13 protein-coding genes are annotated in these 17,516 nt (G+C 53.3%); 1 reads left to right on the forward strand and 12 read right to left on the reverse strand.

Going from position 1 to position 17,516, the window contains the following annotated elements; genetic code table 11:
- The 8 genes from HMPREF2804_RS07555 to HMPREF2804_RS07590 all read right to left on the reverse strand — a co-directional run.
- Positions 1-1,401, reverse strand: a 1,401-nt coding sequence (locus tag HMPREF2804_RS07555; RefSeq protein ID WP_246824210.1) for a hypothetical protein, incomplete at its 3' end; no start/stop codon positions are given.
- Positions 1,394-2,143: a nicotinate-nucleotide adenylyltransferase gene (nadD, locus tag HMPREF2804_RS07560; RefSeq protein WP_013399181.1), complete on the reverse strand. Its 750-nt coding sequence runs from the start codon at positions 2,141-2,143 to the stop codon at positions 1,394-1,396. The genes nadD and HMPREF2804_RS07555, both read right to left, overlap by 8 nt.
- Before the next feature lie 17 nt (positions 2,144-2,160).
- Entirely contained in the window at positions 2,161-2,391 is a 231-nt protein-coding gene (locus HMPREF2804_RS07565; RefSeq protein ID WP_004004816.1) for a hypothetical protein, read from the reverse strand.
- Between the two features lie 143 nt (positions 2,392-2,534).
- Positions 2,535-4,133 carry a GTPase ObgE gene (obgE, locus tag HMPREF2804_RS07570; RefSeq protein ID WP_070554390.1) on the reverse strand — a complete coding sequence of 533 codons (1,599 nt, stop codon included), beginning with the start codon at positions 4,131-4,133 and terminating at the stop codon, positions 2,535-2,537.
- Positions 4,134-4,292: 159 nt separating this feature from the next.
- The gene (rpmA, locus tag HMPREF2804_RS07575; protein WP_004004819.1) at positions 4,293-4,550 is read right to left on the reverse strand and encodes a 50S ribosomal protein L27; all 258 of its coding nucleotides are present in this window, start codon (positions 4,548-4,550) and stop codon (positions 4,293-4,295) included.
- 40 nt (positions 4,551-4,590) lie between these two features.
- Positions 4,591-4,902, reverse strand: coding sequence for a 50S ribosomal protein L21 (gene rplU / locus HMPREF2804_RS07580; protein ID WP_006887214.1), 312 nt, complete (start codon positions 4,900-4,902; stop codon positions 4,591-4,593).
- Between the two features lie 400 nt (positions 4,903-5,302).
- The gene (locus HMPREF2804_RS07585; protein WP_048755288.1) at positions 5,303-8,917 is read right to left on the reverse strand and encodes an Rne/Rng family ribonuclease; all 3,615 of its coding nucleotides are present in this window, start codon (positions 8,915-8,917) and stop codon (positions 5,303-5,305) included.
- 469 nt (positions 8,918-9,386) lie between these two features.
- Positions 9,387-9,626 (reverse strand): nucleoside-diphosphate sugar epimerase, encoded by a 240-nt coding sequence (locus tag HMPREF2804_RS07590; RefSeq protein WP_238382412.1) that lies wholly within the window; start codon positions 9,624-9,626, stop codon positions 9,387-9,389.
- 158 nt (positions 9,627-9,784) lie between these two features.
- Between HMPREF2804_RS07590 and ndk the strand changes: the two genes are divergently transcribed.
- A complete protein-coding gene (gene ndk / locus HMPREF2804_RS07595; RefSeq protein ID WP_048755287.1) occupies positions 9,785-10,198 on the forward strand; it encodes a nucleoside-diphosphate kinase in 414 nt (137 codons plus the stop codon).
- A 78-nt stretch (positions 10,199-10,276) separates the two neighbouring features.
- Here ndk and HMPREF2804_RS07600 read toward each other — a convergent pair whose 3' ends face one another.
- The 4 genes from HMPREF2804_RS07600 to ileS form a co-directional block, all read right to left on the reverse strand.
- The gene (locus HMPREF2804_RS07600; RefSeq protein WP_048755286.1) at positions 10,277-10,951 is read right to left on the reverse strand and encodes a vitamin K epoxide reductase family protein; all 675 of its coding nucleotides are present in this window, start codon (positions 10,949-10,951) and stop codon (positions 10,277-10,279) included.
- Between the two features lie 203 nt (positions 10,952-11,154).
- Positions 11,155-11,613, reverse strand: coding sequence for a DUF4233 domain-containing protein (locus HMPREF2804_RS07605; protein ID WP_070448482.1), 459 nt, complete (start codon positions 11,611-11,613; stop codon positions 11,155-11,157).
- A gap of 6 nt (positions 11,614-11,619) precedes the next feature.
- The gene (locus tag HMPREF2804_RS07610) at positions 11,620-13,188 is read right to left on the reverse strand and encodes a bifunctional folylpolyglutamate synthase/dihydrofolate synthase (protein WP_070448483.1); all 1,569 of its coding nucleotides are present in this window, start codon (positions 13,186-13,188) and stop codon (positions 11,620-11,622) included.
- Between the two features lie 162 nt (positions 13,189-13,350).
- Positions 13,351-16,698: an isoleucine--tRNA ligase gene (ileS, locus tag HMPREF2804_RS07615; RefSeq protein WP_070448484.1), complete on the reverse strand. Its 3,348-nt coding sequence runs from the start codon at positions 16,696-16,698 to the stop codon at positions 13,351-13,353.
- Between the last annotated feature and the right edge of the window lie 818 nt (positions 16,699-17,516).

The raw sequence follows: 17,516 nt of genomic DNA on the forward strand, positions 1-17,516 counted from the left end.
CTTAGGCACAGACCCAGTACGCGAAGAAGACACCTGCGAGACGGAACCTGTACGGGTGTTCACCTTCGGGGTGGCGCCGGTACGCTCGGAAACCTTCGGAGTCGAGCCAGTACGATCCGAGACCTTCGACATCGAACCAGTACGAGTAGGTACCTTAGGCACAGACCCAGTACGCGAAGAAGACACCCGCGATACAGACCCGGTACGCGGTGAGACCTTGGGGGTTGATCCGGTACGATCGGACGCCTGCGATGGTGAATCTGCGCCCATCGGATTCTGTAAACGGACAGTATTCCAGGGGTTTACAACCTTCGGAGCTGCGTCTTTCTGCTCAGAAACCTTGGGGGTTGATCCGGTACGATCCGAGACCTTCGGCATAGATCCAGTACGGGCAGGAATCTTAGGAACGGTACCGGTTGCCGACGGTTTCCGTTTAGCAGAACCGTTCTTTGCCGCTTTCTGCGCAGGAAGAGCACCAGTCTGAGCATGCTGCGCCGAGCTCTTTGCTGCGACGGTATCGTTTTGTTCCTTAGCCTCAGAGCCAGCTTGAGCGGATGCGCTATCTTGCTGAGATTTCTCGTCCAGAACCGACAGGTCAAGTCCCTGAGCATCCATCGCGCGGATGGGTGAAGGAAGGTTCAACGGCACAGGAGCAACATTAATGCGGTTCTCATCGGCTTCACTCTGCGCATCAGCTGTATGACGGCTTTGCTGAGCTTTAGAGTCACTGGGTTTTACTGTAGGCTGCGGTGCAGTTGCCGGGCGAGCCTGCGAGGAAACAGTTTGCTCCTCGGTCTCAACGATCTCAGTATCTTCACCCTCGACAACAGGCTCATCGCGCACCATATACTGGTGCATCTTCGGGGAATTATCAGGAGAAATAATCGGGATTGACGAGGTGAACGTCAAATCGTCTGCCTCCACATGGAGGGAGTCCTGAAGCAGGGAGTCTTCCGGCTGTGGCTGAGGAGCAGGCACCGGAGGCGCGGCAGGTGCAGCAGCTGGCGCAGGCTTATTAGCTTTGACCTCTTCCGGGCGAAGAGCACGCATAGTGCTGGTTAGCGGCTCAGGTTCATGCAGTTTCTCTTCATCATTCGCATTTAGCTTAATAGACCCCTGAGTAGCGAGTGCAGCAAAACGACGCTGTACTGCAAGAACGCGCGGATCTATATCGTGAGTATTTGCCAAAGACCCCATATTCTCAACAGGGTTAGGGCGCTCGCCACGACCCATAGCGCGCAGATAGTTCGCCACGTCTTCGCGATAACGTGCTAGACGGCGCGGACCCATCACACGCGTGGGAGGCGGCACCTCAATGCCGTCCTCAGTCACGTATGTTTCGTAGAGGTACGCGTCTCCCTCGCTGTAGGGCTTCTCTTCTTTGCCCTTAGCTTCAGCCATGTAAAACCTCTTGTTCCATTACTTTGTCTTCACTAGTTGGTTGAATATCTGTTGAGTCTTTCTGGCGAGGCAGCCCGCCGCCGTAGTGCGTGGCAGCATCCTCAGGAGAATACAACCGATACTTATTGATGTACTGCACCACGCCATCAGGAACCAAATACCAGATAGGGGCACCCTTAGAGGCGCGTTGGCGAATATCGGTTGACGATATTGCCATCGCGGGAATTTCAAGTGTGGTAATCTGCCGTCCTTCGCCTAGCGGAGGATCAAGCTCGTGTCCCGGACGGGTCACTCCCACAAAGTTAGCCAACTCCCACAGCTTATGAGCATTACGCCACGTCATGATCTGGCTAATCGCGTCTGCGCCGGTGATGAAGAAAAGATCTGCATCGGGTCGCAGAGCACGTAGTTCATTAAGGGTATCAAAGGTATACGTTGCGCCGCCACGATCTATATCTATCCGGCTTACCGTAAATCGTGGATTAGATGCAGTCGCAATCACCGTCATGAGATAACGATGCTCGGGATCGCTTACGTGCCTCTCCCCTGTCTTTTGCCACGGCTGACCAGTCGGTACGAATACTACTTCGTCAAGATCAAACACCGCCGCAACCTCGCTGGCAGCTACTAAATGCCCGTGGTGAATAGGGTCAAAGGTGCCGCCCATAACTCCTAAACGTACACGCCCAGGAGTTCGCGACGGAATCGACTCAAGGCTGAGCCGCAAAGCTTGAAAAGTCACGATACTTTCCTTAGCAACTAGCGGTTATGCTTCTCGCTATAGCTACGCAATGCCTGTGCTTCGTCACCCTCCATGAGCTCCGGTGTGTGATCGGGCCGTACAATACCGCGTCCACTGTACGAGAGAGTAACAAGCAGCAGAACGGTAAATACGACGGCAGCAACGATGCCGTAAACATAGGTCGGGATGCCGTTAAGCATTCCCGCAGTGTGCTCAGCACCGTGAGCTGCTAGGACAACCGAGTTCATGTGTGTGCTTCCTTTCGATGGTTAAGCTACTCTCTATGCTACCGGTTAGGGGCGAAAATACGCGAAACGACGGGCCTATATATGCGTGATAGTTGAGACATCTTCGCAAGTCGTCAGGCTGCCTAATTCCCCGGCTTACCGGGCTATTGCTTGGCCTCAGGCATATCAATACCTTCAGCTTTACCTTTTTCCTTGAGCTTACGGCGATATTCCACCGATTCAGTCCACACACCCGCAACGCGCTCTTGCTCAAGCTCGGCGCGAGCCTCTGCTTTTGCATCCATGCGTTCCTTATATTCCTCACGTTTTTGGGCTCGGGTGGGGCGAATAATCTCTTCGAGGCGAGAGTCAGTACCACGAGGGGAAGACAGAAGTTCAGCGCCGCCTACCATAGTGGGTTCCCAGTCAAAGACCACGGAGTTATCATTTTCACCGATAACCACGGCATCTCCGGCACGGGCCCCGGATTTAAAGAGTTCGTCCTCAACCCCCAGTTTTGCCAGGCGATCCGCCAGGTAACCAACAGCTTCATCATTATTGAAATCGGTCTGCTGAATCCAACGTTCCGGTTTCTCCCCAATAACCCGAAAGAGCGGCTCCAAATTACGTTCTTCACGGCGAATAATAAATTCTTGTTTTTTCTTGGAGCGGAAGCCCTGGGGGCGAATAACTGGGGCTTCAATCGTAGAATTATCTTCTTGAGTAACACGCTTCTGACGGTCTTCTTCCACAAGGTTTGCCATTGCAAAGATGAGCGGTTTAAGCCCTTCATGGGACGCCGTCGAAATTTCAAAAACCTTGTACCCCATGTTCTCAAATTCAGGTCGCACGAAATCGGCAAGTTCACGCGCTTCAGGCACATCAATTTTATTGAGAACAATAATCTGGGGACGATCATTGAGCGGCACAGTTACCCCAGCGGTGGGGTCTACCGCATAGTTTTCAAGCTCACCACGAATAACTTCAAAGTCGCTGATAGGGTCACGCCCGGGTTCTAAAGTGGCACAGTCAATCACATGCACTAGTGCGGAGGAACGTTCAACGTGACGTAAGAAACGGTGGCCAAGCCCTTTACCCTCGGAAGCCCCCTCAATCAGACCGGGAACATCCGCAACGGTGTACCGAACATCACCTGCCTGCACAACACCCAAGTTTGGGATAAGAGTGGTAAAAGGATAGTCAGCGATTTTAGGCCGAGCCGCAGAGATAGCAGCAATCAGCGAAGATTTACCGGCTGATGGGTACCCAACAAGCGCAATATCTGCAATGGATTTGAGTTCTAGGACAATATCGGTTTCTTCCCCCGGAATACCGAGGAGTGCGAAGCCGGGTGCTTTACGTTTGGTGGATGCTAACGCAGCGTTTCCGAGACCGCCCTGGCCGCCTCGTGCAGCAGTATATTCGTCACCCACATGCAACAGGTCGGCAAGCACGTTACCGTCACGATCTTTGACGACGGTTCCCTGAGGTACGGTAAGCACTAGGTCTTCGCCGTTGTAGCCGTGGTGCATATCGCCGCGGCCGATATCTCCATTGGGAGCGTGTTGGTGCGGGCTGTGATGATACTCCAATAGTGTGGTGGTTTGGTTATCAACACGCAAAATCACGTCCCCGCCGTTACCGCCGTTACCGCCGTTGGGGCCGCCGAGAGGCTTGAATTTTTCTCGACGTACAGAGACACATCCGTTGCCTCCGTGACCACCGGATACATGCAGGACCACGCGGTCCACGAATTCTGCCACGGGTGTTCTCCTTCTGGTAAATTCCTGGTTCGCACAAGCCTAAAATACACGAGATTGCTTGAGCTTGGCGAGGGGGCGCATCCTCAAGTAGATGCGGAAAATCTTATGGTAAGAGGGGGTAGACTTTCGCCTACCCCCTCTTCCTAGCGTGAGCGAGTTTTACTCAGCTGCTGCCAGGATGTTAACGACCTTGCGGCCCTTGCGGGTACCGAATTCGACGGTGCCTGCTGCCAGAGCGAACAGAGTATCGTCGCCACCGCGACCAACATTCAGGCCGGGGTGGAAATGGGTGCCGCGCTGACGAACAAGGATCTCGCCTGCATTGACGGTCTGACCGCCGAAGCGCTTAACACCGAGGTACTGGGGGTTCGAGTCACGACCGTTGCGGGTGGAGCTTGCGCCCTTCTTATGTGCCATTCTGTTTTCCTACCTTAAGGTTTGTATCCGGTGGTTAAGATTACGCGTTGATTGCGGTGATCTTAACGGTGGTCAGCTCAGCGCGGAAGCCCTGACGCTTCTTGTAACCGGTCTTGTTCTTGTACTTCTGAATAACGATCTTCGGACCGCGCAGGTCTTCAATCTTTTCAGCAGTTACCTTGGCGGAAGCCAGGGACTTTGCGTCAGCGGTGATCTTGTCACCGTCAACGAGCAGCAGTACGGGCAGCTCGATGGTGCTACCGGGTTCACCTGCAACACGGTCAAGGGTAATTTTGTCTCCGACAGAGACTTTTTCCTGGCGGCCGCCAGCGCGTACAATCGCGTATGCCACTTTGGGACTCACTTTTCTCGACATCTTGCTTCTTCGTATCTCACACGTGCAGACAGCCTGCGCTTTCATTGCTGTGCGCTCCACGTGTATCTCTCATGGTGAGTAATAAGATGTGGATGCGGCCCGCGCTCCTTGTGGGATTGCCCAGTTGGATGCGCGCTCGGTCTGCCGGTGGTGTCTTCCGGAAGTCCTCACTATGGGGGAAAACCAGAAGCGGTATCTCCCGCTGACCCTGCGTCGATAGGGCTTCACTGAGATAAATACCAATCGTTAAGGATACTGTATGCGCGGGGTCATGCGCAATTGTATCCCTAAACTATAAAATAACGTTGGCAATACAGCCTCTAGTCCTGCATTGCCAACGTTATATTCATCATCTGCGGCAAGGAATCATATACGGTTAGTCTTCCTTACCAAGCCGCTTAATATCTGCAGCAGAAACACCGATACCGAAGAGAGTCGGAGCCTCAGATTCGACGGGTGCTTTCGCATCTGCCACAGAAGCCGAAGCCACAACCGAACCGTGAGCCGACTCGGTGGCGTCCACCGTCACGACCTTCGACTGCGCTCCCGCCGACGAAGCGGCTCGACGGGAGCGACGTTTACGCGGTGCAGATGAAGCAGCTGGCGCAGCTATCTTCTGCTGAGAACCATCTTTATCGTTCTGAGTCTCAACCGAGTTAGAGGCAGACCCGCCGGGGGTAATCACACCGGACACACGCGGCGCGCTGCCAATAACACCACTTACACGGGAGGCCGAAGCTGACTCTTCCGCACGTTGCTCCTGCCCTCGACCTGAACGCTCCTTCTCAGAGGAACGGCGCGAACGGCGGCGCTTACGTGGGCTCTCGTGCACATCTTCAACCTGCAGATTCTCACGCTCGGCGCGAGGCGACTTCTGCTCTGCTGAAGACTCGTCACCCTGATTTGACTTAAATCCACCGCTCTCGCTGCGGGTAATGCGGCCAGCCTTCTGTGAGGCACGAGCCTTCGCCTCTCCAGCGCGGATAGCCTCCGAACGGGAAGACTCGCGGGTAAACCGAGCATCATGTTCTGGGTTCAAATCACGATCGAATGCCCCAGCAAGCTGTTCCAATGTGAAGTCACCCTGCTCACCAATCCAATCGGTCTCGGTTACCTCAGCAACCTTGTCCTCACGGGATGAGACTTCGCGGTGTGCCTTCGCTCCCGCTTTGATGCCTTGAATCTCCTGTTCCAGCGAAAGCTCGGCAGTTTCGGTACGACGAGAGCGCTTACGACGTTTACGCTTCTTACGGTTTGCTTGGTCCTCAGCTTCAAGCTCGTCAGCCGAGTGCGAGGCTGCAGCAATAGAGGCCATAGCGTTGCGGCGCTCTGCCTTCTTCTCGTCCTTCTCTGAGTCCACGCCCTCAGCGGCATCACGGGTATTATTGCGCGAAGCCGCTCGTGAACGCTTACGTTCGGTGCGCTCTTGACGGTGAATGAAATCGGAGGCACCGCCGGAACGTCCGCTTAACGGCTGATCGTGCACCAACAAACCGCGTCCACCGCATGAGTCACATTGCTCAGAGAAGACCTCAAGAAGACCTGTTCCCAAACGTTTACGGGTCATCTGCACAAGACCCAGCGAGGTTACTTCAGCAACCTGGTGCTTAGTGCGGTCACGCCCCAGGCACTCGATCAGACGACGCAGCACAAGATCACGGTTTGATTCAAGCACCATATCAATAAAGTCGATAACAATAATGCCGCCAATATCACGCAGACGCAGCTGACGCACGATCTCCTCTGCCGCCTCCAAGTTATTCTTGGTGACGGTCTCTTCAAGGTTACCGCCGCTACCGGTAAATTTACCGGTGTTAACATCTACCACGGTCATAGCTTCGGTACGGTCGATCACCAAGGAACCCCCCGAAGGAAGATATACCTTGCGGTCTAGTGCCTTCGCCAGCTGCTCATTAATGCGGTAATGGTCGAAAAGATCATCTTCGTCCTCCCACTTCTGCAGGCGTGAGAGCAGATCAGGGGCAACATAGGTCACGTAGGCCTCAATAGAGTCCCATGCGCTCTGGCCCTGCACGATCATAGAGGTGAAATCCTCGTTGAAGACATCGCGCACGGTCTTAATCATCAGGTCAGGTTCCTGATAGAGCATTTCGGGGGCAAGCACCTTGCGGGAATTCGCTTTTTCCTGAATCTCTTCCCACTGCGCGCGCAAACGATTAATATCGTGGGTCAGCTCTTCTTCGGATGCGCCTTCCGCTGCAGTACGCACAATCACGCCTGCGCCATCCGGCAGCTTATCCTTCAAAATCTTTTTGAGACGTGCACGCTCAGTATCGGGGAGCTTACGTGAAATACCGGTCATTGAGCCACCGGGCACATACACCAGGAAGCGACCGGGAAGCGAAACCTGACTCGTCAAACGCGCGCCCTTATGACCGATTGGGTCTTTGGTCACCTGCACCAGCACGGAATCGCCCGGTTTAAGTGCATTCTCGATCTTGCGGGGTGCACCGTCAAGACCGGTAACATCCCAGTTCACTTCACCCGCATAGAGAACAGCGTTACGACCACGCCCAATATCGACGAATGCTGCCTCCATGGACGGAAGAACATTCTGCACTTTGCCAAGGTAAACGTTCCCAATCAAGGAATCCTGCTGGGTTTTAGAGACAAAGTGCTCTGCCAGCACGCCGTCTTCGAGAACTCCAATCTGAATGCGCCCCTCTTTTTGACGCACAAGCATCTGACGATCTACTGACTCGCGACGCGCCAAAAACTCTGCCTCGGTCACGATGTGACGACGGCGACCCAGCGATCGGGACTCGCGGCGGCGCGCACGTTTAGCTTCAAGACGGGTAGAACCACGCACGCCAGTCACGGTGTCAGAAGCATGAGAATCTGCAAGGCGAGGAGTGCGGACCTTGGTAACGGTCTCAACCTCGTCATTGGCGTTACCTTCAATTTCTATATCTTCGGTTCCACGACGGCGGCGGCGACGGCGGTGACTCGTCACCTCAGCTTCAGCTGCTGCCTCTTCACGACGGCGCTCCATACGATCGCGGCGCTCTTGTTCCAAACGCTCGGCACGCAAACGCTCGCGCTCCACAGCGACTGCAGAAGCAAGCTCAGAAAGCTCAGTGGGTTCGGGCGAATAGAATAGGGGCATAGCGCCCGGGCGCACCGATTCGCGCAACTGCGCAATCTTCTCATTCTGTACGTCACGCAAAGTTTTTGCTGGCTCCGCCGTTTCCTCTTCGTCTGACTTTTCATCTTCGAATGTGCTGGCAGTGCTCTCTTCGTCTGTCGGCTCAGAAGTCTCAGCTTCATCCTCTTCAGCGTCGTAGGTCGCTTGAGGCTCAGAGTCTTCATCGTTCTCTGCCACTAATTCCTTTGACTGGATGGTATGAGGCTCGTCAGCATCTTTAGTGTTTTCTTCCGAAGATATCATGGCTGTCTTATCTTCTTGAGCAGCTTCTTCAGTCTGGGCTTCTTCACGGTTATCAGAGACAGGCTCTGCTACCTCAGTCTGTTCGGCAAGTTCGGACACCTCAGTGTCCACTTCGGGAGAGGCAAGGTTTTTGGCAGAAGAATCGCGGGTTTCAGTTTTCTGGGATTCGGGTTGGGGCATAGTTTCATCAGCTGATGCTGCAGACTCGGCGGCTTGGGTAAAAAGAGTATCAAGAGTGTTCGCGACTTCTTCGGCAGAGGCCGCAGCCACAGTCTTCCTTGGTGCAGGGGCATGCTTAGCCTTCTGATTACGTAAATCCGTTAACCCAGCCGCAACAGCGTCTTCGGGCGTGGGTTCAGCAACTTTCTTAGCGCGCGATGAGTTCTTACGACGCGGTGCTGCTGATACTGCAGATTCACTATCCTTCAGGGGATCTGCCTGCTTTTCAACCCGGGTATTATTTTTTTCCTGATGAGTTCTCATCGTCTCGCCGGAGACATCCTGTTTATCAGCGAGAGAGATCATGTCAGCAAGAACATCCATATTCATGCTAGATTGATGGGCGTTCTTTTCGTCAGCCATTCTTTTCTTTCTTCTTCCTTCAAGAATTTTACGCCGCATCGTAAAACTCTCTGCATCGACGCGTTAGCGTGTCATAAGCCTAATTACCAAGAAATACGTGGCTCAAGCCTGCTCTTTGTGTCTGCCTTCGTTTGCTTCCGGGCGTACAAGACGGCGAGCACGAAGTCGGCTTACTCCGCAAATACGGCGGATGCGTTTCTTCATGATTTTCTCGGCCAGTATGTTTAACCGAGATGTCACTAAGATGCCAATGCCTGGGGTCATCATCCGCTAACGTCTTATCTGAACTTTTGCTATGACGGATGCGCGTGCACGTTCTCTCGGTCAATATACTGGGTATCTTTTATGCGTGCGGGGCATAAAAATGTACCGCTCATCATTATACCGTGTGCAATCCAGAACACCCCATACATGCATAAAAAGCGCAACATTGGTGTGACCAACATTGCGCTTATAACGAGAGTAAAACCTAGCCGAGACCTAGTTCAGCATCACGTTTTTCGCGTGCTTTCTGCGCCAGTTTTGGGTTACTAGGCAGATACTCTGGCCCGGAACCTGTGGCAAAGGGAATACCGAGGATGAAAGCGAAAGGAGCTGCGATCAGTAAAATAACCCACACCATCGAGAACTTTCCTGCGGTCAGAAAGAGTAGCGCCGCCAAAAAAATTACTGCTGATGCCAGCATCAATGTTGTGCCAAAGCCTTTCACGGATTCTCCTCGGTGATTGAACAATAACGCTACGATTATACGCCTCTTCTTAAAAATTTCGATGCGTATCTTGGCTGAAGCACACATGTCGGCGCCTCTTTCCCCTATGATATTGAGCAACCACTACAGAATGAACGCAAACAAGATAGAGGAAAATTATGACCGAAAAGACCCTAATTCTGGTAAAGCCTGACGGTGTTGAACGCGGGCTTATTGGCGAGATTTTGAGCCGCTTTGAGACTAAGGGTTACGTGATTGAAGGACTGAAAATGCTTCAGCCCACCGAAGAACTTCTCGCCCAGCACTATGCTGAGCACGCAGGCAAGCCTTTCTATCGTTCCCTCGTGGATTTCATGGTTTCTGGTCCCGTGGTCGCCGCTGTTCTCAGCGGAGATCGTGTAATCGAGGGTGTACGTACAATGCTGGGAACCTCAGACCCGACAACGGCAGCACCGGGAACAATTCGTGGAGATTACGGACGTGATTGGGGTGAGGGTGTGCAAAAGAACCTGGTGCATGCCTCAGACTCCCCCGAATCTGCAGCCCGTGAGATTGCTCTTTGGTTGTCTTAGAGTTGAAACCATATAACAGTGAGGGTGGGTCTTCCAGAAGATTATGGAAGACCCACCCTCACTGTGTTCACATAAAAATTAGCGCATCATATTCATGATCACGTCAAAGAAGCGGATCACAATAATCCCAAAGATGAGAATGAGCACCAAGGTGATAGTAAACCAGCTCCACGTACCGATACTCTCACGAATATTTTCAGGGGCAGGAATAACGCTATGAGAAATATTGCGTACCGTCACCTTTACAAACATAGTAATCGTCATAACCCACACGATCATGCAGAAAAGACATAGTGCGTTAATGTGGAAGGTAGTCTCAAACCAGAGCCAGAAGACAAACGCCGTAGCGAGCGCTAAGCCGATGTTGGTGGCTACCCAGAACCATTTTTTGAAGGTAGCTCCTGCAAGCATGGAGGCGGCTATCGTCATAACGATGGAGAACCCTATGAGTCCGATGAAGGGGTTGGGGAATCCAAAGGCTTCAGCTTGCGGGGTGCGCATCACGGTGCCGCAGTTAAGAAGGGCGTTGATGTCGCAGACCGAGGTATGCCCCGCATCCACGAAAATCTGAAGACGCTCAAAAACAAGGGTTGCCGATGAAGCCAGGGCTATAGCTCCCGTCATAAAGAGCCAGATCGCTAAGGAACGCTCCGATCCTTCTGCCGTATCTCGCTCACGAGAGGAAACCTGGGAGTCTATAACATCTTCAGATAGTAGATCGTCGGTTTCCGATGTTTGCTCAACGGCACCCATGTGCTGCTCCTTTACATATACCTGTTTATCGGTGGTGATAAGTGACGCATCATACCGCAGCCGCAGTATGATGCGTTGAACCCTTTGTAGCTATCCTAACGTGTTCGGCGCCTAGGGTTAAGTTTCTCGTCATAAAGACAGGGATTTTTATACCTATATCTTGGTGTTGCCAGCGATCATGGCATAATCGCCTGTATCGTTGCTTACTCACTCTCATGTAAGTTTTTACGCTCCCATTCTTCTTGTTCGGCGGCGCGTATTTCGTTTTCGGCATCGATGCGGGTACCGGCGTGTAGCGCATACCACCAGCAGGCAACAAACGGGATTGTTACTACGAGCGAGAGGGGTAACGCAATGACTGAGGCAAGAAGCATGGCGCCTTGAAGCACCCAACCAGCAGAGTATCCCCACGGTTTTGCCAGCTTAGCGGGTAGGAATATACACGCACCGGCAAGAACCAAACCTGCAACCCAGATTATAATTTTTACAGTGCTCGGATCGTTGAAATGAAGTCCGAAAACGGCTAGTGTGCCGAAGAAAATCGTGAATGCTTCGAGTACCAAAATGGTGGAAGCAAACATGACTTTCGTAGAACGTGGTTTCTTAACCGTCCCGGGCTTCCAATCCCGTTGAGCGCGTGTCATAAACTGCTTTTTTGCCATATAGTCTTAGCTTTCCTCAGGATTATCGGTGCCGTCTGCCAGAGGCAATCCCAATGAGTCTTCTAACGGGATTTCACGAGGTTCCTCCCCCGCCAGCTCAGCCATAATCTCGCCAAATAGTTCATCGGAATCGGTTTCTGCAGCCTCAGCGAGTTCTTCAGGCTCGGCGTTGTGCTGTGCAGTGGATTCTTGGGCGGGTTGTGCCAGCAGGGTACGCGCCTCCCCAATGACCGTGACCGATCCTGTTACCAACACACCAGCAGTTTCCTGCTCAAAGAGGGCGTTCTCCATGGCGATGGCAAGAGCCTCATCCAGGTGGTCATATACCGTAATAATGTTTTCGTCGAACCCGGCGTCGAGGGCGATCTCTTGAAGTTCTTCCGGGGCAATGGCTCGGGAAGATTCTGAGGCAGAAAGATACAACCGGAATGTGGCATCGGTTGAGTCTACGTATTCTTCACGAAGTACTTCAAAAATACCGAGAGCGTCTTTTTCGCCTAGAATACCGACGACTGCATGCACATGGGACAGTTCAAATGCCTCTTTAAAAGCCGTAGATGCGGCGCGCACCCCATGCGGATTATGGGCGGCGTCAAGCACTACCAAAGGCTCGCTGCGAATCATCTCAAGCCGCCCTGGCGAACGTACCTGGGCGAATCCGGCGAGTACTACATCTCGCGCAAGGGCACGATCCCCACCGAAAAATGCCTCGACTGCGGCAAGAGCTAATGATGCGTTCTGCCCCTGGTGCTCACCGTGTAGGGGGAGCTCAATCTCGGGGTATTCTCCTGCTAAACCTCGGAGAGTCAAAAGCTGCCCGCCGACCGCGCGGTCACGCTCAACCACACCAAATTCAACACCTTCGAAGGCGTACTTGGCGTTCTGCTTACGAGCAGTATCAAGAAGTATGGTCGCTACTTCAGGGTCTTGCGCCGCAGAAATAAGGTATCCGTCGGGTTTAATAATCCCGGCTTTTTCCGTTGCAATCTCAGCCAGAGTATCCCCCAGCATATCGGTATGGTCAAGGCCAACGGGTGCCACGACGGAGACAATACCGTCGGCTACATTCGTAGAATCCCACGAACCACCGATCCCGACTTCTAGAATCACCACGTCCACGGGCTCATCGGCAAAAATAGCGAAAGCAAGTACGGTGATGGACTCAAAGAACGTAAGTTTTGGTTCTCCACGTGCAGCAAATTCTTCGTCCACAAGAGTGAGGTATGGCAAAATTTCATCCCAAACGCGCACGAACGTGGCATCAGGCACCGGTTCACCGTTAATGCTGATGCGCTCAGTAACGCTTTCGAGATGTGGGCTAGTAAAACGCCCGGTGCGCAGATCATGAGCCAACAAAAGCGATTCAATCATGCGGGCGGTACTGGTTTTACCGTTAGTTCCGGTGATGTGGATGACCGGGGCGGCGCGGTGCACATCCCCGAGGATTTCAACGGCTCGACGAACCGCATCCAGCCGGGGAGCCATCTTATTTTCGGGGGCGCGTGCTAGCAATTCACCGTAGACGCGTTCAACCCCTTCGGGGTCCGGGATTGCTGGGTAGCTCATCTCGCTCATAGTGTTCTTTCCTTGGCTGGTATCAAGCTGTGCGGCCAGCGTCTTTACCAGGATTCTGCCTTATGTACAGATATATATTTGGGTGTATAGCCACCCCAGCACGGTACATACCGCGGTGTGTTATATGTGCCGGGGCGGCTTAGAGGCTATATTGCCCCTATTCTATGCTGCCTTTGCGACCGTAATGGTCAGGCTCTCGCCCTCCGTGAGGTCCAGGGAAACCGCTAGGGTCTCGCCAGTGACCAGTTCCTCGTGGGTGCGCAGAGCCTCCAGGGTGTCCTGCGGGGCACTCACCGTTAGGTTAATGCGGTCAGAGACATTCAGTCCGGCATCTTTACGGGCCTGCTGAATAGCGCGAATAGTATCGCGGGCAATACCTTCTGCTACAAGTTCATCGGTTAATTCGATGTTCAGCACTAGGAAACCGCCGGGCAGCACGGCTGCCGCTTCACGCTCGGTACCATCGTCCGAGGACGCTACCACGGTTGCCAGCTCATATTCGCCGTCAACTAGTGCAAGTCCGCCGTCGATGGTGTTGAAAGCAACGGTTACGGTACCGTCTTCGGCGATTGTCCAATCGCCAGATTTCGATGCCTTAATAGCTGTCTGAACCTGTTTACCAAGGCGGGGACCTGCGGCACGGGCATTCACCTTCAGCTGTTGCGAGATACCGTAGTCGGCTGGGTTAGCGTCCTGTGCATTCACGAGGATAACTTCACGCAGGTTCAGCTCGTCTTTCACAATCTTGGCGAAGTAATCGGCGCCCTTAGTGCCGAATGCGGTTTCCAGCTGTGCGAACTGCTCGTTGGCAATGGCCGCCGTGAGCGATTGCAGAGGCTGACGCACACGGATCTTCTTCTCTTTACGCAGAGAAGACCCTGTAGAGCATACCGCCCGTACGGTTTCCATGAGCGAAAGCAGCTCAGATTCATCAGCAAAGTCTTCAGCGGCAGGCCAGTCGGCAAGATGTACCGAACGCTCGCCGGTCAAGCCACGGTAGATTTCTTCGGTCGTGAGCGGCAGAAGTGACGCCGCTACCTTTGATACCGTCACCAAAGCGGTGTACAGGGTATCGAAGGCATCGGGGTCTTCGTCAAAGAAACGTTCACGTGAGCGGCGCACATACCAGTTGGTAAGAGCATCAGCATAAAGACGCAGATGCTCGCAGGCACTCCAGATATCGTAAGAGTCCATGTCCGCAGTAACCTGCTGTATCAGCTCCCGGGTTTTACCCAAAATAAAGCGATCCATCACATGCTGCGAATCGTACTTCACCTGTGCCGTATATCCCGCGCCTTTATTGGCGGCATTCGCGTAGAGAGCGAAAAAGTGATAGACGTTCCAGAGCGGAAGCATCACCTGTCGTACCCCTTCACGAATCCCCTGCTCGGTCACAATCAGGTTGCCGCCGCGCAGAATCGGCGATGACATGAGGAACCAGCGCATAGCGTCTGAGCCGTCGCGGTCAAGAACTTCAGAGACATCCGGGTAGTTGCGCAGCGACTTTGACATTTTCTGCCCATCAGAGCCGAGCACGATGCCGTGGCTGACAACATTCTTAAAAGCAGGACGGTCAAATAGTGCGGTCGCCAAAATATGCAGGGTGTAGAACCAGCCGCGGGTCTGACCAATATACTCAACGATGAAGTCCGCCGGATAGTGGTTCTCGAACCAGTCCTTATTCTCGAAGGGATAGTGAACCTGCGCATACGGCATCGACCCGGAGTCAAACCATACGTCCAGCACGTCTTCGACGCGGCGCATCGTAGACTTACCCGTTGGATCATCAGGGTTTGGACGCGTCAGCTCATCAATATAGGGGCGGTGCAGATCTGGCTGCCCCTCCTTGTTCAGCGGCAGGCGACCAAAGTCAGCTTTGAGTTCTTCAAGCGATCCGTAAACATCAACACGAGGATAATTTGGATCGTCCGAAACCCAAACGGGAATAGGAGAACCCCAGAAACGGTTGCGCGAAATTGACCAGTCGCGAGCGTTCTCAACCCACTTACCGAACTGCCCGTACTTGACATTTTCGGGAATCCAGTTGATCTGCTCGTTCAGCTCAGACATGCGGTCTTTGAACTCGGTCACCTTCACATACCAAGAGGTAATGGCGCGGTAAATAAGAGGATTACGGCAGCGCCAGCAGTGCGGGTAGGAGTGCACATAGGATTTCTCCACGATGAGCGCACCATCTGCCTTGAGAGCATTAATAATGGTGCGGTTTGCCTCGAAAACCTGAACTCCGGCGATACCCGCAAGTGCGGTAGACCCTGAAGGGCTAGGCTGCCCGAACAGGGGGAGGAACCTGGCGCCTTCATCTACCGAAAGCACCACGGGAATATCGTAGGATTCACAAACTTTCTGGTCGTCTTCACCATAGGCGGGTGCCTGATGGACAATACCGGTACCATCGGTGGTACTCACGTAATCGGCAACGAGAATCTGCCAGGAGGTTCCTGTGCCCCATTTCTCGGCATCGGCGAAGTAATCCCACAGCGGAGTGTAGCGCACACCTTCTAGTTGGGAGCCGGTGTAGCGCGCTGTGATGGCGGCTGCCGCATCCTCGGCGGGGCTCTCCCCTGCATACCCGAGGTCTTTCGCATAGGTTCCCAACAAATCAGCTGCGATGAGGAAGCGCCGTCCGCTGAGCTCACCGGCACCGGGAACTACGACGTATTCAATGTCGGGTCCGACGGCGAGCGCCTGGTTGGTGGGTAAGGTCCAGGGGGTGGTGGTCCAGGCAAGCGCCTCAACGCCTGCCAGTTCAGCGACAATATTTTTATTGGCAGCGAGCGAGTCGTCCGCGGTGAGAGCGAAAGCTACCGTGACGGTCTGATCTTGACGATCCTGGTAGACGTCGTCATCCATGCGCAGCTCGTGGTTCGATAACGGGGTTTCGTCTTTCCAGCAGTACGGCAGAACACGGAACCCTTGGTACGTGAGCCCTTTATCGTAGAGACGCTTGAACGCCCAAATCACGGATTCCATGTACTCAACGTTGAGGGTCTTATAGTCGTTCTCGAAGTCCACCCAACGCGCCTGCCTGGTAACGTATTGTTCCCACTCATTGGTGTATTTGAGCACGGAGGCGCGCGCGGCATCATTGAAATTATCGATGCCCATCTCTAGGATTTCTTGTTTATCGGTCATGCCGAGCTGTTTCATGGCTTCAAGCTCGGCAGGCAGACCATGAGTGTCCCAGCCGAAGCGGCGTTCTACTTTATGCCCGCGCTGAGTTTGGTAACGTGCTACAAGGTCTTTCGCGTAACCTGTGAGCAGGTGCCCGTAGTGCGGCAGACCATTTGCAAATGGAGGGCCATCGTAGAAGACGAATTCGTTATCGCCGTGGGGCCCGGCTTCGCGGTTATCGATAGATGCTTGGAAGGTTCCGTCTTTCTTCCAATAGTCGAGTACAGCTTCTTCGAGCTTAGGGAATTTAGGTGATGCGCTTACACCGTATCCTGAGGCTTCAAACGCGCTCACCTTGGGGTAGATATTTTCTGACATGCAGTGCGCCCTATTTCTGTTCAGATTCCCGCCATTGGGTACGTGAACCGCACCCTTTGCCGAGGATGGACAAACGGGTGCAAGGACGCCTTCATCGTGCACCCCTCATGGGGCGTATATGCTGGCGCGGTACCACCTTGCTTACTGATACAGACAAACGCACCGACCTCCCCCGGGGCTATGAACTGTTCATCAGGAACGTTCTTACGCCCCCGGAGAGCGGCACGTTGAGCGAGTATCAGTCGCTTATTAACAGCTGTATCGGGCTTAACCGTCCGGGTCTACTAAGACTGCATCTGTTCCGCTAAGGCGCCCCTCGCCGCAGCGAAAAGGTGGGGTCCCGCAGGTGCGGTCTGTTCTTCCGAATTGCTCGCCGGTGATCGCCGGGTCTTTGCAAACATCTACATTCTATGGGGTTTGTAGCTACGGGTGCAAGCTACAAAAAACCCAATTTTTACCCGCTTTCAGACCCTCTGTGACGCATCTCGGGCGTGTCGTAAATGCATGTTTTTACAAATATACTCAATGTTTTCATACACTTTCAGTTGAATATTAACCCTCGACACTAGGTATTGGGGTCATTCTTGCCAGCCTCCACTAAATATGCATTTTTACGTGCTCTGTCAACGAAAAAATTTTCGTTTATCTAGCGTTTATACAGCACATGGGACGTCCTGTTTCTCTGAAGAACACGCCCAGAATGCTGTGGGAAAGTTCACGGGTCTCCCCACATCGATTTCCTTCCTCAATGATGCACTTCTGACATTCCGCGCCAGTTCGGCTCCCTCTGAAATAAGGGGTTATTGAATCTGAAAAAC

The organism is Rothia sp. HMSC065G12, from assembly GCF_001811455.1.
Classification (GTDB): Bacteria; Actinomycetota; Actinomycetes; order Actinomycetales; family Micrococcaceae; genus Rothia; species Rothia dentocariosa.